This window comes from Paenibacillus sp. ACRRX, assembly GCF_022346885.1.
GTDB lineage: Bacteria > Bacillota > Bacilli > Paenibacillales > Paenibacillaceae > Paenibacillus_B.
This window is the reverse complement of record NZ_JAKRNK010000001.1, coordinates 1141294-1166150: the sequence shown is the minus strand read 5'-3', so window position 1 is coordinate 1166150 and position 24857 is coordinate 1141294. Positions and strand designations below refer to the sequence as shown.

The 24857-nt window shown below is 44.7% G+C and carries 19 protein-coding genes; 6 read left to right on the top strand and 13 right to left on the bottom strand.

What is annotated here, in order from left to right; genetic code table 11:
• Nucleotides 1-7: 7 nt before the first annotated feature.
• Nucleotides 8-940, bottom strand: a complete 933-nt coding sequence (locus MH117_RS05460; protein ID WP_239327615.1) for an NAD(P)/FAD-dependent oxidoreductase — start codon at nucleotides 938-940, stop codon at nucleotides 8-10.
• A gap of 251 nt (nucleotides 941-1191) precedes the next feature.
• Entirely contained in the window at nucleotides 1192-2685 is a 1494-nt protein-coding gene (locus MH117_RS05455; protein ID WP_239327614.1) for an alpha/beta hydrolase family protein, read from the bottom strand.
• Between the two features lie 314 nt (nucleotides 2686-2999).
• Between MH117_RS05455 and MH117_RS05450 the strand changes: the two genes are divergently transcribed.
• Complete coding sequence (locus tag MH117_RS05450) at nucleotides 3000-4454, top strand: ABC transporter substrate-binding protein (protein WP_239327613.1); 1455 nt, start codon at nucleotides 3000-3002, stop codon at nucleotides 4452-4454.
• A gap of 61 nt (nucleotides 4455-4515) precedes the next feature.
• Here MH117_RS05450 and MH117_RS05445 read toward each other — a convergent pair whose 3' ends face one another.
• From MH117_RS05445 to MH117_RS05425, 5 genes are all read right to left on the bottom strand, one after another.
• The gene (locus MH117_RS05445; protein ID WP_239327612.1) at nucleotides 4516-5772 is read right to left on the bottom strand and encodes a macrolide family glycosyltransferase; all 1257 of its coding nucleotides are present in this window, start codon (nucleotides 5770-5772) and stop codon (nucleotides 4516-4518) included.
• Nucleotides 5773-6173: 401 nt separating this feature from the next.
• Nucleotides 6174-7175 (bottom strand): glycosyltransferase family 2 protein, encoded by a 1002-nt coding sequence (locus tag MH117_RS05440; RefSeq protein ID WP_239327611.1) that lies wholly within the window; start codon nucleotides 7173-7175, stop codon nucleotides 6174-6176.
• Between the two features lie 61 nt (nucleotides 7176-7236).
• Nucleotides 7237-7935 (bottom strand): GGDEF domain-containing protein, encoded by a 699-nt coding sequence (locus MH117_RS05435; protein WP_239327610.1) that lies wholly within the window; start codon nucleotides 7933-7935, stop codon nucleotides 7237-7239.
• 153 nt (nucleotides 7936-8088) lie between these two features.
• A complete protein-coding gene (locus tag MH117_RS05430) occupies nucleotides 8089-9210 on the bottom strand; it encodes a response regulator (RefSeq protein ID WP_239327609.1) in 1122 nt (373 codons plus the stop codon).
• A 121-nt stretch (nucleotides 9211-9331) separates the two neighbouring features.
• Nucleotides 9332-10327 (bottom strand): quinone oxidoreductase family protein, encoded by a 996-nt coding sequence (locus MH117_RS05425; protein ID WP_239327608.1) that lies wholly within the window; start codon nucleotides 10325-10327, stop codon nucleotides 9332-9334.
• Between the two features lie 122 nt (nucleotides 10328-10449).
• Between MH117_RS05425 and MH117_RS05420 the strand changes: the two genes are divergently transcribed.
• Nucleotides 10450-11346 carry a LysR family transcriptional regulator gene (locus tag MH117_RS05420; RefSeq protein ID WP_239327762.1) on the top strand — a complete coding sequence of 299 codons (897 nt, stop codon included), beginning with the start codon at nucleotides 10450-10452 and terminating at the stop codon, nucleotides 11344-11346.
• Between the two features lie 206 nt (nucleotides 11347-11552).
• Here the strand turns inward: MH117_RS05420 and MH117_RS05415 are convergent, their stop codons facing one another.
• Nucleotides 11553-12440 (bottom strand): LysR family transcriptional regulator, encoded by an 888-nt coding sequence (locus tag MH117_RS05415; protein ID WP_239327607.1) that lies wholly within the window; start codon nucleotides 12438-12440, stop codon nucleotides 11553-11555.
• Between the two features lie 112 nt (nucleotides 12441-12552).
• Between MH117_RS05415 and MH117_RS05410 the strand changes: the two genes are divergently transcribed.
• Complete coding sequence (locus MH117_RS05410; RefSeq protein WP_239327606.1) at nucleotides 12553-13935, top strand: MFS transporter; 1383 nt, start codon at nucleotides 12553-12555, stop codon at nucleotides 13933-13935.
• 178 nt (nucleotides 13936-14113) lie between these two features.
• On the opposite strand, the gene MH117_RS05405 is transcribed toward MH117_RS05410, so the two are convergent.
• Nucleotides 14114-14770: a CatB-related O-acetyltransferase gene (locus tag MH117_RS05405; RefSeq protein WP_239327605.1), complete on the bottom strand. Its 657-nt coding sequence runs from the start codon at nucleotides 14768-14770 to the stop codon at nucleotides 14114-14116.
• A gap of 250 nt (nucleotides 14771-15020) precedes the next feature.
• Nucleotides 15021-15926 carry a Gfo/Idh/MocA family protein gene (locus MH117_RS05400; protein WP_239327604.1) on the bottom strand — a complete coding sequence of 302 codons (906 nt, stop codon included), beginning with the start codon at nucleotides 15924-15926 and terminating at the stop codon, nucleotides 15021-15023.
• Nucleotides 15927-16096: 170 nt separating this feature from the next.
• Between MH117_RS05400 and MH117_RS05395 the strand changes: the two genes are divergently transcribed.
• The 3 genes from MH117_RS05395 (at nucleotide 16097) to kamA (ending at nucleotide 20417) form a co-directional block, all read left to right on the top strand.
• Nucleotides 16097-17200, top strand: coding sequence for a helix-turn-helix transcriptional regulator (locus tag MH117_RS05395; RefSeq protein ID WP_239327603.1), 1104 nt, complete (start codon nucleotides 16097-16099; stop codon nucleotides 17198-17200).
• 132 nt (nucleotides 17201-17332) lie between these two features.
• Nucleotides 17333-18778, top strand: a complete 1446-nt coding sequence (locus MH117_RS05390; RefSeq protein WP_239327602.1) for a sigma-54 interaction domain-containing protein — start codon at nucleotides 17333-17335, stop codon at nucleotides 18776-18778.
• A 130-nt stretch (nucleotides 18779-18908) separates the two neighbouring features.
• Nucleotides 18909-20417: a lysine 2,3-aminomutase gene (gene kamA / locus MH117_RS05385; protein WP_239327601.1), complete on the top strand. Its 1509-nt coding sequence runs from the start codon at nucleotides 18909-18911 to the stop codon at nucleotides 20415-20417.
• A gap of 287 nt (nucleotides 20418-20704) precedes the next feature.
• Here the strand turns inward: kamA and MH117_RS05380 are convergent, their stop codons facing one another.
• Genes MH117_RS05380 through MH117_RS05370 form a run of 3 tightly spaced genes read right to left on the bottom strand, consistent with a single transcriptional unit; the run spans nucleotide 20705 to nucleotide 24775 of the window.
• Nucleotides 20705-22126, bottom strand: a complete 1422-nt coding sequence (locus tag MH117_RS05380; RefSeq protein WP_239327600.1) for an aldehyde dehydrogenase family protein — start codon at nucleotides 22124-22126, stop codon at nucleotides 20705-20707.
• Between the two features lie 20 nt (nucleotides 22127-22146).
• Entirely contained in the window at nucleotides 22147-23511 is a 1365-nt protein-coding gene (gabT, locus tag MH117_RS05375; protein WP_239327599.1) for a 4-aminobutyrate--2-oxoglutarate transaminase, read from the bottom strand.
• Nucleotides 23471-24775, bottom strand: coding sequence for a peptidase (locus MH117_RS05370; RefSeq protein WP_239327598.1), 1305 nt, complete (start codon nucleotides 24773-24775; stop codon nucleotides 23471-23473). Before MH117_RS05370 ends, gabT begins: the two co-directional genes overlap by 41 nt.
• Nucleotides 24776-24857: the final 82 nt, after the last annotated feature.

Below are 24857 nucleotides of genomic sequence, written 5' to 3'. Positions count from 1 at the left end.
ATGCAGCTTAATGATGATGCCTCGTATCTTCATTAGCGCTTCTTACATTCACAATGGTTTTATGAATCCAAATCGCAGCCTGTGCTCCTTCTCCCATTGCTATCGTTAACTGTTCAGCGTGAGCGCAAACATCCCCCGCTGCCCATACGTGTGGGACATTCGTCATTTTGGTACGGGGATCAACCACGATATGCTTGTTTTCCAGCCGTTCTATACGAAGCCGCGAGGCTAACGTAGATCGTACCTCGTTGCCTCCAAAAGCTATAAATCCGCGCTCTCCCGCAATAACACACCCATTTGCAAGACGAATGCCGCTAAGTATGCCTTCCGCCGTACATAATACCTGCTCAACCGGCGCTGCGATAACCTCGATTTGTAGCTCGGATAGTTTTGTATGCAATTCTGAACATATTGGCAATTTTTCATGATTGACGTATACCATCTTATCAGTCCAACACGATAATGTCACCGCCATATTTGCCCCCGTATCACCAGAACCTAGAACAATTGTGCGTTTATCTTTAACCTCATAACCGTCACAATCGGGACATACATACACGGTGGAGCCCAGACAAGATCTTAAATTCGGCAGTTCAGGAAAACGATCCATTACCCCAGTTGCAAGTAGAAGTGTAACGGTTTTATATGTTCCCTGCTCCTTCGTATGGACAACAAAGTGCCCGTCCTCACTGCAAACGTCTATGGCTTCATCCGTCACCCACGACACACCTAGTGACTGTGCCTGCTCTCGCCCTATTTGACGCAGCTTGGTTCCCGATATGCCGTCAGGCCATCCTAATACATTGCGATAGGAGCCACAAATCGTTGATCTGCCCACGCCAGCATCGATGACCAGCACTTTATGCTCATACCTGCCTAGTTGTATTGCCGCCTGCATCCCAGCAATACCGCCACCAATAATAATACATTCGTAATCCATACGCTAGACATCCTTTCTCGCCTCAATCCTTATCAACAGCCGTGCTGCACGACTGAACGGCTACTATAAAGTATTACATTTAGGATCGATGTTAATCAGTCTAACGAGCAATAGGATTATCGCCTACACGCAGCAAAACTGACGTCAGACGTTCGACGCCAGTTAGCTGTTTAATAGAAACTTGTGCTGCTGTGTTATTAATGAGCGAGAGAGGGCTATCTGACTCTTGCCATCAAGTCAAGCAAAGAACCTTAGTCTAATGGAAACTCCACTTCAGGAAATTGGGGGTTGGGCCCCTTGATCAACTCGCCTCCGACTCCTTTTAGTTGTTTATTAAAGAAATCCAGCACATATTTGTTAACGATGTCTGCCCCTCGTTCACCTTTAATATCTCCAGTCATTCCCATAAACGTAGTAAACGATGAATACAATTGGAGGTCTGTGAAATTATAATGTCCTGCGCCATCCACTACAACCATGGTCCCCCCATGCTGCGCAACTTTGTCGACAATACCGTATTCTTTTTTTACACTTCGAACCATATTTTCGTATTGCGGTCTTGTCAGCTGTATGTCCGCCAACTCAGCATCCGTCAATTTTTTCGTCTCCATTTCATGTTTTTTCGTTAAATACTCTCCGGATTCCATAAACATAAACGGCTTCGTAAATTTGGTTTTGTTGTCTACGTTATAAAGTGAGCCATCCATATTAATTCCGGCCTTGATATTCGGATTGTTATAGAAGGCGTTAAATGCAGTCGCACCTCCAAAGGAATGACCCATTACCCCAATTTTGTTTAAATCTAATTTCCCATTCAAGGTACTTTTAATTTGACCTCCGTTCAGCTGTCCGAGTTGGCGGATAATAAATTCAACATCCTTTGTCCACACTTGCCCTACAAGATTGTTAGGCGCATAGAATTGGTCTACTGTAAAATTCGTTTTGGATCCGGCAATCGTCCCGTCCTTTAACTCAGTTGCTGTCGAGCTGTACGTATGATTTGCAGCAACGACAATATATCCCTGGCTGGCAAGGTGTTCCGCTTGCGAAGTGTGCAGCATCCGCCCCGTCCCCATACCATGACTAATGAGAATGACGGGATACGGGGTGTTGGTTGGCTGCACCTTTGCATTTTCATATGAGTTGGTGCGTACATACTTCCAGTACTCCAATACAAACCCCGGCAGTCCCATCTGCTCGGCATATGCTCTTGCCACCTGTTTAGACATATTTTTGGAAGACGCCAGCAAATACTCCGTCTTCTGCTGTTCAACCTCTGCCGCTGGATACCAAAATTGAACGATAAGTTCTCGTTTGTCATCTTTCCTTTCAGTAAATATTTCCTCCCGATTCGAATCTGTAAAATGAAACGTTTGCGTACCTACTGCATATGGACCATCGGGACGCGGGAGTTGGAAGACAGGCAAATATGCAGATACTACAGTACTTAAACCAATCAAGATTATTAGCAGCCCACATACAACCCACTTCACAGGACTCCAAATATTAATCCTTTTTATTTTAAATACATACTTCGCTAGCTGAAGCAGGAGCAGCAGAACAACAATGACGTACACAGCATAAAGCTGCCATCTGTACCCCTCCATAAATAAATGCATTGCCAGCACCACAGTGCTAGCACCACTAATCATAACAACGAATCGCTGCGGTATCAGTCTCGGTAGGCATACGCATAACAATAAGGACAAGCTGGACAACACTAACAAAATTTCAAATAGCCTCATCAATTTTTCTCCTTTGTACGCAGCACAGCCTGACGCTGCTTTTATACGCATATCATATCTTTCCAGTTAGAGGAGAGCCATTGATTTGAATGACATATAAGTACTGGAACATTTCATTATTGAAAGATTATTTCAACCCTTACTGGGTATATCTTGGAATAAGTTGTGGGGTGATTTGGGTACGCCTTTTTTACTACTTACCATCAGCCTACTTGTTTTACATTTTCTCAGGTGTAAGATTTACTCTCTTGGATGCGTATTACATATGAACCATATTCAAGGTAAAAAATGCAGAATGGAGCGTTTTAATCATTATGGAGACAAAAAAGCTGTTCTTATCAACCCTCGCCTTTTTGCTGGTTATTCCCATGTTGTCCGCTTGTGGAGGAGGGACTCCCAATCAAGAGAGTAAACGTGTGTTGCGAATTGGTGTGATGTCAGGCGGGGGAAACGAACAAAACATACGTCAGCAATACACTGATATATACGAGTACATGAATCCCAATATGACCATTGAGATCATACCGGCAGTTGACTATAGTAAATACAATTATATGATTGAGGAAGATGAGAAAGAAAGACCTGATGCCGTAGAAGAAATGAAAAAACTGATGACAGGCAGTAATCCGGTTGATATTGTTTTGATGGACAAGGATGCCTTCCAAGTCTACACAGAAGAAGGTCAATTAAAGCTGTTGGATTCCTTTATGAAGAAGGATAGTTTGGATACTAGCGACTTTGTACCTTCCATTATGGAACATCTCAAAGCTATGGGGAACGGCAATCTATACGGATTGGCCCCCACTTTTTATACAAGTGCGATATTTTATAATAAAACTCTCTTTAAAGAAGCAGGCGTTGAATTGCCAAAAGACAACATGACTTGGGATGAAGCGTTTGATTTGGCCCGTCGTGTTACAAAAGGAGAAGGAGCGGACCGGAAATTTGGGTTTAACTTTAGCAATTACTGGTCCGACAACTATTACCACATATTTAATTATGCAAAGCCATTGCAATTGCGATTGTATGACGACAAAGCTGAGAAAATGATGGTGAACTCCCCTCAATGGGAAAAAGTATTTGATTCTTTCTTAAAACTAGAGAAAGAACATATATTTCCTGTACAAACAGATCGCGGTGAAGCTGATCGACCTTATAACCCTATTGATCGTGATCCATTTCTGTCCGGCAAAGTGGCAATGATTGTGAATTACTATGATTACACTGCTGAGCTGCTTGAGGTTAGCAAATACGCGGGCAATCTTAAGAACTTTAAAATGCCTGACTGGGATGTCGTGACGATACCTCATCATGTTGAAGCCCCCGAGGTAAACAGCTGGATGGAGGTAAATACAATCTTAGGCATTAACAATCAAGCACAAAATCCAGATGACGCATGGAATTTTATTCGATTCATTCATAGTGAGGATTGGGCCAAGTTGAAGTCTCGCTCCAGCCGACAGCTAGTCACCCGTCAGACTTACATTAAACCACAAGATGGCATGAATTATAACATCCAAGCTTTCTACGCGATGAAGCCTGACAATAGCAAGGAACCGAAGATCACTCGTCAGAAAAGAAATCTGTGGGTAATTAATGATGCAGGTAGTAGCTTGTATGAAAAAGCGAAGGACGGCAAACTGAGCACAGCCGACATGCTGAAGAAATGGGAAGCAGTTGGCAGCACTTTGTTGCAAGCGATTAAGAACAACCCTAATGGCAATATAAATGAAGATGAAACGATTCGCAAAGCCATTTACGGGGAATAAGCATAAAAAACAACTGGATTTATCAATCCAGTTGTTTTTGGCGTTTACCCTATTAAGGACTTCAATAGTAGTTGACTGGCGACCTTTTGTTGTCCACATATTGAAGGATGTGATCCACTGCACGTTCCAAGCCGCCCGTCGATTCAAATGAATGCTGCACCCGTATGCAGTTCTCCTTGTAGGACGAGTTAGCGAGTACTGTCTGCACAGCTGTGCGTATTTCAGCCGCACTTGGCTCTTGTGTCTTCAGATATAATCCCACTTCCGCACTCTCCACCATCATTCCGCCCATAAATTCATCGAAGGCTTGTGGGATGACAACTTGTGGCACATGATAACAGATACTTTCATATACACTGTTGGTGCCCGCGTGGTTCACAAAAATATCCGCTTGCTCAAGTATAGCTAATTGAGGCACATAGCTCATTACCCTGAAATGATCGGGAATGACCCCCAGCTCCTCGATTCGAACACCCTTGCCCACAGCCATGACGACCTGACATTTCATATCGGCAAAAGCTTCCATACAGTTCCGATACAATACCTGAAGACGTTCTAGCATTGTACCGAATGCAACATAGATGAGCGGTCTACCATCCAGCCAGTCCAATTCGAATTCAACTTCTTCTTGGCGTGGATAGATACTATATCCTGCAAAAAAATAGCGATGATCAAACGCTTCTGAATACAGCTGAAAATCACGAGAGGTAAACAAAATGTTTAGGTCCTCACGGCTGCAAAACACATCGTTGATTAGATTTAGCGGTTGTGGCAAATCATATTTATGAGCTAACAACTTGGCGCTTTTATGTAAATAATTGCGGAACGCGCCAACCGGATCTTTAGATTTTAACAAGAAGGAATCTTCCTCTGACCGCAAGATCGACTTCATAAAGAGATAGGGGTCTACTTCTGACATTTCATCGATATAAGGAAATGGGGCGGTAATTGAGCAGCACGGAACACCAAGCTGTCTGCCAAGTTCCTTGCCCCAATAGCAGAATACATCATGAATAATATAGTCCGGATTAAGGCGTCTAATATCATCCCCTAGCTTATCAATGATTGCCTGACTCCGTTCCAAGATGTAATTTGCAAAAATAAAGAAGGTATCCAAGCGGTCCCCGCCGTGTAAGCCAAAGCTTATTAATTGCTCATAACTGCGAAACTCTGCTCCTACCGCTTCAATGCGTGGGCGGAACAAGTCACTTGAATAATAAATGACTTCCTCCCCTCTCTGAATCAGTTTATGAATCAGTCCAAGCGAAACATTAACATGACCATGTAAATCTACACTGAAGTAAACCACTCTTGCCATAAAGCACCACCTTTTAGCTGAACTTGGCATTGATCATTTGATAAATTACACAACTGATAGAATATCTAGAAGAAGAGGCACACGGACATTATGACGGGAAAGGTAGACACGAGAGACAACTGAAGGCTGATTCGAAGAGAATTAAAAGACATACGCTTTCACTTCTATTATAAGGGCGATCTAACCATTGGTAAACTTTTCTTTTTTAACTTCTCACATGGAAAATAAAATTACTGCAAATATGAATCAACTGCTATAAGAATCTTGTGCTTCATGGCACTATTGAATGTAAATCTATAAACCTCTCTACCACCTTGACCACTTGAATACAGCAAAGCCTATCCTCCTATAAGCAGGACAGGCCTTTTCCTGTAATCGGATAATGCTATATGCCTAAGCCGCTATCTGTTTGCCACTTTAATCGGAGCAGGGGCGGTAGGCAGAGGATATTCCTCTTCGTAATGTGGTTGACCAGAGACAAAGTTAACTTCTTCCTGTACAATGTACAACGGCCTGTCTTTACTCTCATCGTATATCCGTGCGATATACTCTCCAATAATACCAAGCGAGAGCAGTTGAACGCCGCTAAATAACGTAATGGCAACCATAATGGAAGTCCAGCCTGCTTCTGTAGGAAAACCAAGAATCTTGGCGCATACAGAGTACACCAACACTACAAAAGCTAGCAAAACAGCAAAAAAACCCATTTTCATAATGTATCTTAACGGCTTGGAAGAGAATGATACGATTCCATCGGAAGCAAATTTAATCATCTTCTTGAACGGATATTTGGTTACACCCGCAAATCTTTCATGACGATCATACTCCACATAGGATTGCTTGAACCCGACCCAACTGATCATACCGCGAATAAATCTATTTTTCTCAGACATACGATTAAACACATAAGCTACTTTACGATCAATCAATCGGAAGTCACCAGTATCCCTTGGAATATCCACATCAGACATGTAATGGAGGAATTTATAGAAGTACTTGGCCGTGAGCAGCTTAAACCATGTTTCACCTTCCCGTCTTTTCCTCTTTCCGTAAACAATGTCATACCCTTCTTCCCATTTGGACAACATCTGATGGATAACTTCAGGTGGGTCTTGCAGATCGGCATCAATAATCACGATAGCGTCGCCACAGGCTCTGTTTATCCCAGCGCTTACTGCCGCCTGATGGCCAAAGTTCCTCGCAAAGTCAATGATTTTAACGGTATTATCCTGCTTCGCGATCTGCAATAATATTTCCATCGTACGATCCTTACTGCCATCATTAATAAAAATAAGTTCATAACCATAGCTCGTTTGTTCCGCTACCGCTTTCAGTTGAACATAACATTGCTCGATAACCTCTTCCTCAAAATAAGCCGGTATAACGATAGATAGCTGCTTCACCTGCAAGTACACTCCTTTTAAAATAACGTATTCTCTGGCGTATCAGCTGCCAGGGCTAACATCAAGCTCTTCTCATCTTGGCAGTGCTTTTGTAGGTAGTAGAGACATCCTTCAAATCACCCTGCTTCTGCCGTTTATTCCATATCAACTGTTTATCTGAAATCTGCACCAAATCTTCGAGCTTCTTTCCTTGGCAGGGATAAACAGACATCCCTACGGTTATCGTTAGCGGAATCGGTGCCTGAAGGCCTCGTGTTACCGACTTAATGCTTGATTGAATCTCCTCATAAATAATAGCAATCTCCTGCGATTGCTTACATGGAACCATCACAACAAATTCATCGCCGCCCCAACGTACAACTGCTTTTCCTGGACGGTCGATCCGCTGCAAACATGCTGCAACAAAACGAAGCACAGCATCGCCGACGCTGTGTCCATAGTTATCGTTGATTAACTTAAAACGATCAACGTCAATAAAATATATTGCAACCATATGAGTGCCTGCTGGTTTCCGCTTTGTAAGACTTCGATACAGACCGATCGCTGCTTTTCGATTAAAAACGTTAGTTAACGAGTCAATTTGTATTTCAAAACGTAATTTGTCAATATATTTCCCTAGATACCATGAGCTTGTGATCCATACTCCCGTAACCATCAACATCCATATCGATGTCTGTCCAAAACTAAATAAATACATATGTAACACGGCTGACATACCTATGGATAACAAACTAACGAGGATTCGTCCTGTAAGTTTCATTTGTTGCTCACTCCTGCCACTCTATATATCTATCATTATATGGAAAGAGACTGAACATTTTCTGAAACCTCTTTTTCATCGTTGCTGGCACCCACTTGTGAGCATTGCAAAAAGACTGCTCTATACTAGAGCAGCCAGCTTGTCGACTCCATATTACATCCTAGTTACAAACGATCCATACCAGTCCTGAATATTCGGGCTTGGTTTCAAGCCTAGTTCATGCATCAAATTGGAAGTCAGTTTATCAAATATTTTTTTGACTTCATACGTATTGCCTAGTTCAGCTTGCAGCTTCATCGCTTCAAACCAAATTTCTTCATTGTACGGATATTTCTCCAACATCAGCAAATACACTTGCAAAGCCTCGACATGCTGTAGTTGCTCTCTGTGACATAAAGCAACCTGTTGCGCGCGGATAAGCCATAACGTCCTCAGCCGTTCACGTTCGCTTTCCGCCCATATATAATCGTACTCCCCCAAATAATCGCCGCGATACTGGGCTAAAAGTTGATGCTGGTGGTCCAAGTTATGAGGTGAGACGGGCAATGTCGCGTTCAGTTCCTGCTCCCACGTCTCTACATCAAACAAAACTGCATTTGTCTCTAATCGATATCCGCTGTCTGCATATTTGATATGCACGTCCACCCCTTTGAGCTTTAACACTCTACGGATCTGGTAGATCGTCGTATGTAACAAGTTGGATGCTTTATCAGGTTCACAATCCGACCACATCCATTCCAGTATTGACTCTTTTCGAACCGTCTGGCCGCGATTATGAAGCAAATAAGCAAACAACTCTTGTGCCTTTAGTGTCCGCCACTGAAAAGAATGGCTCTGCCCTTCATCATCACGTAAATAAAGGCTGTGCATGCAGCAAAGCTGGAAATTAGAGCCAGGCTTGTTAGCAGCAGCCTTCGCCAGCTGGTCGTTGGACCGCTGCAGCGTTACCGCTATTCGGCTGCGCTGCACGGGTTTCAGCAAATAGTCCATCGCGTTTAGCTCAAATGCCTGAATGGCATATTCGCTATAAGCGGTTACAAATACGATACGGATGTGCGACTGCTGTTCCATTAGCCTTTCTGCAAGTACCATCCCATTTATTTCAGGCATTTCAATATCTAGAAATACCAAATCTATATGCTCGTTGCCCGCCAGCTTAAGTGCTTCCCTTGGGTCGTTGAACATGCCAACAATTTCAACATCGGTGAATTCCTTTAAATGGTGACTCATGCTTCGCAAAGCCAACTTCTCATCGTCTACGATCATGATCTTCATTATAGTGTTGGCGCTCCCTTCATCGATTATCGCAGATGTGTATAACCAACATTATAGGAGAATGAACGAACAAGAGCATTATTTTTTTGAAACCCAACCAACATCCGTATCCTGTTATCCACTAGTTCTGACCCATTATTAAGCCAATGTTACCAAACTGTTCTCCGTTTTTCATTCGCTGAAACGCTAGAACCGTCTCTTCTAATGGATACATCCGATCAATCACAGGTCTAATCGCATGCTCTTTCATATAACGGAGCATAGCTGCAAATTCCTCACTACTTCCCATTGATGTTCCGATTATACTTATTTGTGGAAAAAACAGCGCGCGTATCGGGAATTGGATAACATCCCCTGAGCTTGCCCCGAACGTTACAATGCGCCCATTCGACTTCACAACGTCAAAGTATTTCGAAAATGTAGCTGGACCTATACTATCAATGACCAAGTCTACTTTTTCCCCGCGGAGTGCTTTGCTCCAATCCTCTTGACTGTCCAATGCCAGATCAGCTCCATGTTTTAGCGCCATCTCACGCTTATATTCACTGCGTGACGTTACCGTTACATGTGCGCCTGCTGCTTTAGCCATCAACAGAGCATATGTAGCAACGCCACTGCCGATGCCTGGAATAAGTACATGCTGCCCTGCCTTGAGCTCACCGCGTGTAAATAAAGCACGATACGCTGTCAAGGCCGCTAATGGAAGCACACCCGCTTCATCCCAAGTAAGATAAGCAGGCTTCTCCACTGCTTGTTGTGCGGCAACAACCACATACTCGGCAAAAGTTCCTTCCGAAGGGCTTCCCAATATGACAGGAAGTTCTGGAACTTCATCTGTAATAGGCCAGTTCAGTGTTGGATTTAGAATCACGTCTTTGCCAATGCTGTCTTTATCTCCCCCTTCTCCTACTTCGACGATTGTACCTGCCCCGTCCGACCCAAGAATAAGTGGCGCGTCCTGCTCCGTCCGTGCTTTCATCAGGAATAAATCTCGATGATTTAATCCTGATGCCTTCAACTTTACTAACACGTCCCCAGATCCAGGTTGTACCATATCTATATCCTTGTAGCTAAGTCCCTCCAGTTCCGTGCTGCCAAAATGAACGATTGCTTTCATTAGATCTCCTCCTGCGCCTCATGTTCCTTACAAGCAACTTACTTACTGACTTGCATAAGTATATGCCGCGTGTTAGCATGAATCAAATTAATGTATTTCATAATAATGATGAGGTATTGCTCATGACACTTGCCAGATTTGAAATATTTACTAAAGTAGTGGAGCTAGGAAGCTTTACCAAGGCAGCAGAAACGTTAAACCTGACACAATCCGCAGTTAGCCATGCGGTAGCTGGATTGGAAGCAGAATGGGGTGTAACTTTGCTGCTTCGTGATCGCAGGCGAGGATTGCTGCTTACAGAGGTTGGACAGAAGACACTTGTCCATATGCAGGATATCGTTAACAGTGTCTATAAGATGAAGCAGGAACTTGCACTCGTCTCTAATCTTGAAGCAGGCTCAATTCGAGTCGGCAGCTTTACTAGTGCTTCCTCTTCTTTGCTGCCAAGGCTCATTTCTGCTTTCCATCGTAAATATCCCAATATTGAATTTGTATTTTATGAAGGAACGTATGAAGAGATCGAGGAATGGTTGGATACGGGTGTTGTGGATATAGGCTTTGTCCTCCAACCGAATGAAAATACAAAATTCCATACAATTCCTTTAGTAAGAGATCGGATGGTTGTTGCTTTCGGGGCTGATCATAGATTCCATCAGGTATCCGTGGTTGATGTTCAACAGTTGGAAAGTGAACCGATGATTATGCCAAAGGGTGTCTACCGTACACATGTTAATGACATATTTCTAGAGGCTGGTTATAAGCCTTGTATTCGTTTTGAGGTAATGGACTGTAATACAATAGCCAATATGGTGCAAGAAGGACTCGGTATTACGATCGGGCCTGAGCTGTTTCTGACAAGCCAATCCGGGATTACAACGCGTCATCTGACTCAATTAAAATGGCGCAGCATCGAATTGGCGTGTCCCTCGCTGCAGAGTGCGTCTCCAGCTGTACGGGCATTTCTAGCTATTGCAGAGGATATTTATCAACCCGCGCAAGTAGAAGATAAAACGGTATAAGCGACTACGCCTTATCGATTTCTTCATTAATCAAATTTTGAACTGATGGCACAATTAATATTATTTATTAATTGTGTTAGGTATACTCTTTACGCACAAAACGCCGAAAAATCCTTCAGTATTGCTGAAGGATTTGTTCTTATACCGATCTAATACTGGTTACGCCTGTTTGGGTCCGTCAATAGTAGCAGTACTAGTTGTGCAGATTACATTGTCTGTTTAGATATCACTTCAAAATATTCTACAACGACCTCGCGGAATTCCAGAGCAGCCCGCGAAATGTAACAATCCCTGTGCCACAACAAAGCTATCTCCCGCACCAATTCGTGATTTTCTACTTGAAGATATTTGATCTGTTCACGAGCATTTCTTGCCGTGCTGGGTATGAAAGCTATGCCAACTCCGGCTTCCACAATACTGCTAAGCCTTGCAGGTTCATCCCCCTCATACACATATTTAGGTACAAATCCAACCGATTTGCATACAGAGTCTATTAAATCGCGAGTACCGTAGCCTCTCTTTACACCAACAAACCATTCATCCCTTAATTCTGTCAAGGTTACGCTGCTTCGATCTGACAGCCAATGCCCTTTTGGCACGGCTACAAGGATAGGGTCGATAAATACGATTTGACATTCGATCTCATCCCCTTCAATAGGTGGTGAGGACAAGCAATAATCAACCTCTCCTCTTTGAAGGAGCGTAATCATTTCCTGCGTGGTAAGCATTTGCACATGAAATTGAATATCGGGACGCTTGTTCCGAAACTCACGAAGAATGCCGGGTAAGGTGCTTGCGGTCGTCACCGCTAGCTCAAGTGTACTATGTTCCCGCTTGGATAAATCATGAAGCTCCTGTTTCCCCTGTTCCAATTCAAACAAAGCCCTTTCTGCACGCCGAAGGAAGCTGCTTCCGAACTCATTCAAGCGTAGCTTTCTCCCGCTTCGATCAAATAAAGGGACGCCTAAATCCTCCTCCAGGCGTTGAATCGTTTTACTTAGTGACGATTGAGTTACATGCAGATTTCGTGCAGCTTCAGTCACATGTTCCAAACGAGCTACTGCCAGAAAATATTGCAGTTGAAGAAGCTCCATTTCACACCTCCAATTCATTCCCTCTAGTCAATGAAATTATAACATCAAATGCGTTGGAATGAATAAAAGATATCAAGTAGGATGAGATTATTACGCTTTGGAGGGACCAAAAATGAGTGTTCGCAGCAGGTGGTTAATGATTTCAGTTGGTCTAGGAATACTATTAAATCCATTAAATTCATCGATGGTTGCCGTTGCTATTCCAAGTCTGCAAAATGTGTTCCAGCTTGATTTTACAAGTGTTTCTTGGATTATTTTTTCTTTCTACATTGCAAGTGCTATCACGCAACCCGTCATGGGAAAGGCCAGCGATTTATTCGGGCGGAGGAAGATATTTCTTGCCGGGCTTGTTGTATCTTTCTTTGCATCCTTATTAGCTCCATTATCACCAAGCTTCGGCTGGCTCATCGTGTTCCGCATTGTGCAATCTATCGGAACAAGCATGATGGTTGGGATTGGAATGGCCATTGTTCGAATCCATATTACGGAGAAACAAGCGACGGCGCTGTCTGTTTTATCCATTTTCTTATCGGGAGCGGCAGCAATTGGGCCTTTTATTGGCGGGCTCTTGATTCATTGGTGGAGTTGGCCTGCAATCTTTTTGATCAATATTCCGTTTATATTCGCTAGTTTGCTATTCGCTTGGAAGACAATTCCTAAGGACGAGCCGTCAACTTCCGCTGCACGCAGCATGTCCTTTCGAAAGTGGGTTGATTTAATTGATGCGCTTGGAATCCTGCTCTTCACAGTGGGGCTGGTTGCCTTACTTGTTGGTTTACTCTCAGTCAAATCATCAGGGCACATCTCATTAGGAAATGTCACTGTGGGGCTGATAGGCCTCGCTCTACTTGGAGTATTCATACGACATGAGTTAAAAGTGACGTCACCCTTTATTCCTTTACGCACATTCGCCAAATATCCTGCAATGACTTGGGTTAATGTGGAATTCATGCTCGTGAACATACTTTATTACTCCCTCTTTTTCGGAGTTCCATCCTACTTGCAAATGGTACGTCATGTTAGCGAGTTCCAAACAGGAATTCTCATGCTAAGCTTAGGCTTGTGCTCGCTAGTTACTTCTCCAATAGCAGGACGATGGATCGATAAATCAGGACCTCGACCAGCATTGCTGGTGTCTGCAATGCTGATGACATTGGGATCAATGTGGCTCGTGACATTGAATCAAACTTCACCAGTTATCAGTGTATGCTTGGCTTTGGCTGCATTCGGCATCAGCAACGGGTTGAACAATGTAGGCATGCAAGCAGCCTTGTTCCAAAGTTGTCCAAAAGAAATAATCGGTGTAGCATCCGGATTATTTAATACATCAAGATACCTGGGAACCATTCTTTCTTCATTGTTAATAAGTATCGTCATGGGAGGAAAGTTCAACATCGAGGGCTTTCAAGCACTTGGGATTATCCTTACGGTAATTGCCTTGTCTTTGGTACACATAAGTCGCCGCCGGGAGCCAGGGCAATTGCAGGAATCGTAGGTTCAGGGTTCACCTAATATAATAAAACCTCCCATTTGACCTTTTAACTCTAGGTTCTCATCAAATGGGAGGTCTTAATCAATTGTATAGCACTATTGCACCCGTTAGTTGAATCTATGATTAGACTAATCCATAGTTCACTTTCTGTGCATTCTCATCTTTATTAAATGAGATTACCTTATGGACTTATTTCACTTTGATAAAAGTCATATAATTGATGAACAGAACTACTTGATAAGATATGACTGGCTCGCTCAATCTTCTCACGTTCCCAATCGAACCAACGCATTTCCATTAACTTTGCGATTTCCTCGTTTGTAAAGCGTTTCTTTAGCTCTTTAGCAGGGTTGCCGCCTACTATCGTATAGGGTGGGACATCTTTTACAACAACTGATCCTGCTGCAACAATGGCACCTTCACCTATCTTCACACCAGGCAAAATCATTGCATTCATGCCAATCCAGGCATCACTTTCGATGATTGTATCCCCTTTTGCTTCGTAAGAGGTTGCAATCTGCTCTACAAACGGATACACAGTAATCCAATCAGGATGATGATTGTGATTACCACCCATTAAAATTATGACACCACTTGCAATGCATACGTAATTTCCTATAATCAATTTATCTAAATGCCAACCATAATCTACGATAGGGTTAAATAACTTTATTGAAGTTTCATCTCCCCAAAGGTATCTAACACATCCGTCTTCAAAATCATGACTATCGTAATACCCAGAATAATAGGAGTACTCTCCTACTTCAATCATTGGGTTGGTGACAATATCCTTCAGATACTTAATTTCAGACCAGTGGTTATATCTATATGGTTTCATGCTTTTTCCTCGCTTCTAAGTAATATAACTCAATTGTTTACTTAGAAGCTTAATGCAGTAGCAACGTTCTTTAACCGTTTCAAACGACGAACCATCGTCCTCATCCTATTCCTATTTGATGGGGACATTGTAGCAAACGAATCATTTGTTCGTCAAATTACCCTTACTGTTAACACTAACCATCCTCTATTTACGTGACTACAATTAACCAATTTAAGATCTTCAAATGACTTTAACTCCTGCCATCTTTTTAGCGGGTGACTAGCTCGTGTATCATTCGCTCACATATTTCATGTGCCGTTAATGCAGCTTCTCCACTTGAATCACACGTTGTCCCCTGCTTAATATGTTCAATAAAATGATTTATCATATCGACAAAGCCGCGGCGATACAGTGTCGTTGTCCAATCTTCAAATGTACGATGCTGCTCCTGATTATGCTCAAAAGAAATGGCATTCACCATATTGTGTACAACCAACTTTCGTTGATTACCCGTCATTTCCAATCGCTCATCTGTTACACCTGTATTGCGGTTCATCATACCGATAGCCGTCGTGTTGTCCTTATGTAAATTCAGCACGACATAATGAGCCTTTTGCTGCTCTATCTTGGCATTCACCGACAGCGCTGTTGGTTCACCCGTAAAATAAAGCAGTGTATCTACAACATGTATAAAATCGTCAAACAGGGTTGTTCTCAAGTCAGATAAAGGGCCCGTCCGGTTTTTTTGCAAAAAAATGGTCTCCGGTGCTTGAATATGCTGCTTCACATCCCTATACATAGGAGCAAACCTGCGGTTAAAACCGACCATGAGCTGTACATCGTGCTGCTTCGCATAAGACACAACTTGCTCTGCTTCACTTAACGTGTAAGCAATAGGCTTGTCTACAAATACATGAACTCCTGCACTGATAAGCTGCTTCACTATTTCTGGATGAGACATCGTTGCAGTATGTACAAATGCCGCATCAATACCAGAAGCAATCAGATCGCTGACGGAAGTGTAGGCTTGTTTAATGCGGTACTGCTGCGCTGCTTGATGAACAACCTCCTGGTTGCGGCTTGCAATCGATAACTCAATGTCCTGTCTAGTGGCCAATATAGGCAAATAGGCTTTGGATGCGATGTCTCCAATCCCGATCATCCCAATTTTCATCGTGCACCACCCTCTCATATTTATAGCGATGTCTACAACTTCAAGTGCTTATATCAGTATAGCAGATTTAACCTGTTTCACTCGCATCCCATATACGATCAAGGAGTGAGATGACTTTCCTAATTCAGTCCATTACACTAAAGTTAGTGATAAGTTAGGAGCAATCAACCATGAATGCAAAGATAGAATCGTTCAAACAACTCATAAACAAACTGGCAGGTCACGGTGCAACATCGTATGAATTCAGAACAGCCTTAATCAGTCGACTCCGTGAGATCATCCCTTTTGATGCCGCCTGTTTTACCGCGGTAGATCCACAAACCTTACTATCTACGGGTGCAGTGACCGAAGAAGGTGTAGAAGCCATTCATCACCGCCTGTTTGAGTACGAATATGTGCAAGCAGATTTTAACACCTATACTCAATTAGTAGAGTCGGATATACCCGTTGCTACTTTAAGCGGGGCAACGAATGGACAAATGGAACGCAGCGCACGCTATCGTCACGTCCTGCAGCCAGCTGGATTTAAAGACGAGCTGCGGGCTGCTTTAGTTAATGATCAGTCCTGCTGGGGTTACTTGACCTTATTCCGTAAGCAAGGATCTCCCTTGTTCACAGAAAGTGAACGGGATTTCGTCGCTGAGCTTGTCCCTGCTATTGCCTATCAGTTACGGGCTATTCATCTTTCGCTGCCGGCTGAGGACACCGTCTGGATAGAGGAAGGACCGGGTATTATGGTGCTGTCCGATCAATTAGATATTATCTCGTACAACGATGCTTCAGCGTATTGGTTGCAATTGCTAAGACAATGGGAACACATTACAAGTCATGTTATTCCGAGGCCGATTCAAGCCGTGTGTACGCGTGCCTTAGCTGATTCAGCTGGGAGTGCCGGATCTTCCTCTTTGGCAAAAGTATGCTTGCGTGTTCCTAATGGGCATTATGTGACGATTCAAGCCAGCCGCCTTAACGGTCCGGCAGGGACAATCCAGCTCGCAGTATGGATAGGTGCCGCCTCTCCCAACGACATGCTGCCCTACTTGTCAGAAGCGTACGGCTTATCTGAGCGCGAAAAGCAGATTCTCGATCGTGTTGTAAAGGGACTCTCTACTAAAGAGCTGGCTTTGTCCCTCCATATTTCAGCTTATACGGTGCAGGATCACCTCAAGTCCATTTTTATCAAAACAGGCGTAACCAGCCGCAGAGAATTGTTATGGCGCTTGTTCTCCCGATTCCACGTGTACGATACGCCGGACACAACACATTTAAAATAATAAACAATTAGGGTGACATACATTCGAGTAATCGAGATGTCACTCTTTTTCTACTGCCAAATGGTAGGGGTAAACTCTGCTGCTTCAGCATATTCATAGAATGATCGCTATTTTGTACAGGCAGGTGAATAGATGTTGGAACGCAGCATGGGATCTACACATTTGGAGTGGATCATTAATCGGATTGACGTTGGAGTTCATCTTCTGGATCAAGATGGAATCACCATCCTTTATAACGCCAAGATGGCTGAGATCGATGGTCTACACCGTGCTCAAGTCATTGGAAAAAGTGTGTTCGACCTGTATCCCTCCCTGACGCATGAGACAAGTACATTAATCAAAGTGCTTCGTACCGGTAAAGAGATTGCCGAGCATATTCAAACTTACGTAAATATGTCGGGTAAAAGAATCACAACTGTAAACAGCACATTTCCGTTGGTGGAAAATAATCATATCGTTGGTGCGCTGGAAGTTGCCAAAGATATTACGAGCATTGTTCAGCTTCATGACCAGATTCTCGATCTGAGGCACCAGCTCTACAGAGCCCAGCAGCACGATCATCGCCGCTCAGGGGCCGCTCGTTATCACTTTAGTGACCTTATCGGACAGAGCCCCTTATTTTTAGAAGCGCTTTCTATTGCAAAAAAGGCAGCTCGTACTAACTCTTCCGTCTTTATATGCGGTGCAACAGGAACAGGCAAAGAGCTGATTGCTCAAAGCATCCACAATGCAGGCATTCGCCGAGAGAAACCTTTTATTGCACAAAATTGCGCTGCGGTCCCAGGGGAACTTATGGAGGGATTGATGTTCGGCACCTCGCGAGGAGCCTTTACAGGTGCTGTTGACAGGCCAGGTTTGTTTGAACAGGCAAATGGCGGCACGTTATTTTTGGATGAACTGAATAGTCTTGATCTGTATCTGCAGGCAAAGCTGCTGCGCGTCTTGCAAGATGGAATCGTCCGACGAATTGGGGGAACGACTGAACAACAAGTCCATATTCGTATTATCGCTGCTATGAATATGGAGCCAAAGGAAGCACTGGAGAAGGGCATATTACGCTCCGATTTATTTTATCGATTGCACGTCATCAATGTCCACCTCCCTTCATTAAGCCAGAGACAGGAAGATATCCATCTACTTGTTCAGCATTATATCGAAGCTTTTAATCCCCTGTTCGGATTAAAAGTATCTGCCATTAGTACTACCGCCCTGAAACGACTGATCACTTATTCATGGCCTGGCAATATTCGCGAGCTGAAGCATGTCATCGAATCCGCCTTCAATATGATGGAACTGCACGATGAGCGGATCGAGGTGTCCCACCTGCCTCCGTATCTGAATTATTCTGCTGCCGAGCATAGTGAACAACACACTCCACTTTTGACACTGGCTATGGAAATGCCAGCACGCAGCACTAATTTGCCTGAAATGCTGGAAAAGTATGAGCGCGAAGCTATTCAAGCGGCCATGGACAGCCATCAGTATAATATTACACAGGCCGCACAAGCCTTAGGCATTAAGCGTCAAGCACTGCAATATAAGCTGACTCGTTATGGGATCAGCCGCAGGCCTGAGTAGACAAAGAATAATAACCTTTTATTACAAATGTTATACAGAATATACGTCTGCCCTCCACTTGGCATCGTTCTTGCTTCTTATTTAGAGCAGGAATATAGACAAGAACAATCATTATCGGAGGTGCGGACTAATGGAACTTCAGAACGATCTCACATCAGATGGAACACATGCAATTCCTCTCAGCAGCAAACGTCACTGGAAACAAATCGAGTTATGGAAAGATGTACCCGATGAAAAATGGAATGACTGGTTATGGCAGTTAACCAATACGATACGTACACTCGAAGACCTGAAGCAGGTTGTCAATCTGACACCTGATGAAGAGGAAGGCGTTCGTATCTCTACCCGCACCATTCCGTTAAATATTACTCCTTACTACGCAGCGCTCATGCATCCAGACGATCCGCGCTGCCCGATCCGGCTGCAATCGGTACCTATTTCGGCTGAAATTATGAAAACAAGATATGACTTGGAAGACCCGCTGTACGAAGACGAGGACTCCCCTACTCCAGGTCTGACTCACCGTTACCCAGATCGCGTGCTGTTCCTCGTTACGAATCAATGCTCTATGTACTGCCGTTACTGTACGCGCCGTCGTTTCTCCGGTCAAGTGGGCATGGGCGTTCCTAAGAAGCAAATGGACGACGCAATTGCGTACATTAGAAATACTCCAGAAGTACGGGATGTACTGCTTTCCGGTGGAGATGGACTGCTTATAAATGATCAAATCTTAGAGTATATTTTAAAAAATTTACGTGAGATCCCGCACGTTGAAATTATCCGTATCGGAACAAGGGCTCCCGTGGTTTTCCCGCAGCGAATTACCGAAAATTTATGCAGCATTCTAAAGAAGTATCATCCCGTATGGTTAAATACCCACTTTAACCATCCCTTAGAGATTACTGCTGAAGCGAAGCTTGCCTGTGAGATGCTGGCTAACGCCGGTGTACCACTTGGCAACCAAGCTGTTATTTTGGCAGGTATCAACGACAGCACCCAAATTATGAAGAAGCTGATGCACGATCTAGTAAAGATACGTGTTCGGCCCTATTATATTTATCAATGCGATTTGTCGGAAGGCATTGGGCATTTTCGTGCCCCTGTCTCTAAAGGGTTGGAAATTATTGAAGCACTCCGCGGACACACGAGTGGCTATGCTGTGCCTACCTTTGTCGTGGACGCTCCTGGGGGCGGCGGCAAGATTGCACTGCAGCCAAATTATTTGCTGTCGCAAAGCCAAGATAAAGTCATTCTGCGAAATTATGAAGGCGTTATCGTGGGGTATCCTGAGCCCAAAGCGTACGTGCCAGGACGAGCAGATGAGTATTTTAACGAAATATACGAACTTGGTAAAGCCCCTGAAAGCACGGGCATTATTGCTTTAATGAAAGATGAGAAATTTAATCTGGTGCCAGAAAATTTGCGCCGCATCGGGCGACGCCAGACCTATCAGGAGTCTCCAGAGCATATGTCGTTAAAAGACAAACGTCAAAAGCGCGACGAGATGAAGCAAAAACTTATTGATAGCAAAGATGCAAAGTATCGCTCTGCCGAGGCTGATAAGAAAGAAGACGAGAAGAATGTAAATGCTTCCGAGAGTAGCAATACTGAGGATACGTCCCCAAAGGTTAACGATTAACAATGCCACGTCTGTAATGAATAACTCTCGCTTCTGTAGTGAGGAAGCCAACGAAGTACTGACAGAGAATGATGAGGGCCATTAACCCATTAAGATACTTGCTGCCTGTACAGACAGCTGACCAACAGTAAGCAGCAGCCTTGATGCGGTTATTGCCGCACCAAGGCTGTGTTTAAGTTTAATGGTCACCAGACAAGACGCCCCTGCTTAAATAAAAAGAGCACGCCAACGCGGGTCTTGGACCGACGTTGGCGTGCTCTTCTTTGCTCATGGACAAACGTGCGCACTTATTCCTTTTTAAAACAGATGAGCTTTAATTCCGTAAATTCTTCCGTTGCATACTTCACGCCTTCGCGTCCGATTCCACTATCCTTCACCCCGCCATAGGGCATATGATCCACACGGAACGTCGGAATATCGTTAATCATTACGCCTCCAACCTCTAGTCGTTCGGCTGCGGCTAAAGCTGTGCCGATGTCATTGGTATAAATGCCCGCCTGTAAACCGTAACGAGAATCATTTACTGCCTGTATCGCCGCTTCCATCGAAGATACACGATTAATGAGGACAATAGGCGCAAAAGCTTCACTGCACGAAATCTGCGCACTGGCGTCTACATTTAACAACACGGTTGGGTGAACCACGTTGTCTTGACTCACGCCACCCGTTGCCACTTCCGCACCCAGCCGCTTCGCCTCCGCAATCCATTCAAGTGACCGTTCAACATCTTTTCGAGCAATTAAGGCTGATACATCCGTGTACGGGTCCAGAGGATCACCAACATGCAGCGCCTCTGTACATGCTACAAACTTCTCCACAAACTCATTGAACAACAGCTCATGCACATATATTCGCTGCAGAGAGATACATACTTGACCCGAGTTGGAGAATGCGCCAGTCACCGCCCTGCTGATCATTTTATCTAGCTGGACCCCCTGATCCACGATCAAGGCCGAATTAGAGCCGAGCTCAAGCGTAACTTTCTTTAAGCCTGCTTTACGACGAATTCCAATTCCAACTTCAGGGCTGCCCGTGAATGACACCGCTTTGACTCTTGCATCCTGAACAAGTATATCGCCAATAATACTTCCGCTTCCCGTGACCACATTTAACGCTCCGGCAGGCAGGCCAGCTTCCTCAAACAGCTCGGCCAGCAGCAAAGAACTCAGTGGTGTCTGCCCAGCCGGTTTCAATACAACCGTATTACCTGCGGCAAGCGCAGGTCCTACTTTGTGTGCAACCAGATTCATCGGGAAGTTAAACGGCGTGATAGCAGCAACGATGCCTAGCGGCTGCCGTATCGTATACGCGATGCGCCCCTCTCCTCCTGGTGCAGCGTCCAGAGGAATCGTTTCCCCGTGAATCCGCCGTGCTTCCTCCGCCGCTAATTGATAGGTCATCGCCGTGCGATCTACTTCCGCACGTGCCGCCTTAAGCGGCTTAGCTGCTTCCAGCGCGATAAGATGGGCACATTCGTCTGCCCGTTCGCTTATTAATGCGGCAACCTTCCCTAATATAGAAGCGCGTTCATGCGCAGGCATACGTGCCATTAATGGTGAAGCAAGCTCTGCCGCAGCTATCGCTTGCTCCACTTCTGCTTCGTTCGCATAAGCAACTTCAGCGATATTCATACCATTGTAAGGAGAATATAAGGGGCGATATTCCGCAGCCTCTACCCAGCTTCCCTTTATATATAAATGCTTTCTCATCTCGATCCCTCCTTCCTCCATTATGCGCCATTATGTGTCAAGATGCACGTTCGGGCGGCCGATTCAACAACGTCAAGCGCTTCTTCCATCTGTTCAAGGGTTATAACAAGTGGGCTTAGTAATCGGATTACGTTCCCATATAGACCGGCACTCATAATCAAGACACCCCGTTGATGCGCCAGCTGAATGATGCGCTGGGTTAAGGCTTTATCAGGCAATTTTGTATGGGGATCGGATACGATCTCAAACGCACTCATAGCGCCGAGAGACCTTACGTCGCCAATAAGTGGCAGCTCCTGCTGCAGCTTGCTAAAACGATCTTGAAACAAGTTGCCGATACAGACTGCCTGTGTACACCAATCCTCCGTCTCCATCAATTCAATTACTTTTAGCGCCGCTACACATCCCAGCGGACTGCCCCCGTAAGTGCCTCCAATTTCCCCTATGCCGGGTGCGTCCATAATCTCTGCTTTTCCTGTCACAGCACTAAGCGGGAGCCCGGCAGCAATCGATTTGGACATCGTCATTAGATCTGGAACAACACCGTAATGCTCAATGCCAAACCGTTTGCCTGTTCGACCAAACCCTGTCTGAACTTCATCGGCAATGAATAGTATCCCATAGCGCTCACAGATCGCCTTCACGCCTTGCACAAACCGGACTGAAGGAATTATAAATCCTCCCTCCCCCTGCACAGGTTCCATAATGATGGCGGCAACATCTTCACCTGGTACCTCAGCCAGAAAAAAGTCTTCATACTTTGCTAGCAGCGCATCATCCCACTCATCAGCTGTCATGCCTTCGGGTGCCCGGTAATAATATGGATAAGGCAGCTTATACACATCAGGAACAAACGGGCCAAATCCGTTTTTATACGGTTTTACCTTGCTTGTCAAAGACATCGCCATATAGGTTCTGCCATGAAATCCTCTTTCAAAAGAGACAATTCCGCGGCGCCCCGTATATCTGCGTGCAATCTTGACTGCGTTCTCAACAGCCTCAGCTCCACTAGTCAAAAAGAAAGTTTTCTTAAGATGGTCACCTGGTGTGATTCGATTTAAGGCCTCCGCTAATGCAATATAAGGCTCATACATCGTGACATGGAAACAAGGATGTATATATTTATCCAGTTGATCCTTGAGCGCTGCAACAACTTGCGGCGGACAATGTCCTGCATTCAACGTTCCGATTGCACCTGCCAGATCAATAAATGTATTGCCATCGACATCTGTTAGCAGTGCCCCTTTTCCAGAAGCAGCAAAGGTTGGAACCGTGTTAAAAGGTCCTTGAGGAACATGCTCCTTGCGTCGGAGCATAAGCTCCTGTGCAATTGGTCCCGGGATTTCAGTCTTGAGGCTGATATGTGTCGTGCGTGTCGGTTTCATCCTGAATTACCTCCATTCCACACCATTCGATCAACGTCATAGCGACCACTTCAGCCGCCGTAAATACGTCATCCAGCACGATATATTCATTTGGATAATGTGCTACCTCGGTAACACCGGGACCAAACACAATACAGGGTGTATCGGCCAGATTAGTCAGTAGCCCACCATCCGTTCCCCACGGAGAAGCTTCCACCCCTGGCTCATGCCCAACCGTCGCACAAAATTGATCCCTTAGAACAAGTGCAAGCTCGTGATCTGGAGCGACATCTCCTGGTATCCAGCGTGCACCAAACCACTCCACTTCAGGAGGGTGTTCTAGCAACCATACATCCTGCTTTACCAATTTTCTAATCCACTCGGCCATTTCTTGTTTAGCGTGATCCAAGGTCTCATTTGGTGCAACCCCCATTCTCCCTTCCAGCACAACCGTATCCGGTACAGAGGAAGGCCAATTCCCTCCCTGAATGATCCCAACATTGATCGGAACGGGAATCGGGTTGCCCGCGTACAGCGGATCTGTAATTCTGGTATTTCTGTGGCGTTCCAGCGCTTGAAGCTCTTGAATAATGAACATGCTTTTCTCAATCGCGCTAACGCCTTCATATCTTGTGCCACCATGTGCCGCTCTTCCCGTCACTGTAATCCGGAACCACATCGAACCCTGCTGCTTTGTAAAAATACGTAAATTGGTTGGTTCCGGTATTAAAGCAGCATCCGCCTTGTACCCTCTTAATATTGCTGCGAGTGTCCCCGCTCCTCCGCTCTCTTCCTCAATCACACTTTGAAAAATAACGTCTCCCACAAGCCGAATACCAAGCTGCCTGATGGCCTGTATGGCTAGCAGTAAGGAAACCGTTCCCCCCTTCATATCTGAAGATCCGCGACCATACAGCTTACCCTCTTCAATGATGCCGCCATAGGGATCGTGTCTCCAATCCCCTTGGTTGCCTTCTGGTACTACGTCGATATGGCCGTTCATCAGAATGGAACGCCCTTTGCCGGTTCCCACTATTTTGGCGACAATATTCGGGCTACCTTTGAACGCCTTTCGTGGGGAATAAAAGTAATCGTGTTCAGCCAACTGAGAGCCATCGGGTTCCCACATGTCGACTTCCAGTTGCAGGCTATGCAAATGGTCTGCAATGATTTGCTGCGCCTCTGCTTCTGCACCGGCTTTGCTAGGACAGCGGACCAGCCGCTGCAGTAGCAATATGCCTTCATCACGATGGGCCACCAACCAATCGTGAATAAGTTGTCTCATGTATGAGATGGACATTTGTTCATCACTCCCTCCCGTGCTCATTCGATACAGAATGGGTATGTAGTAACCCGTTCGTTGAATT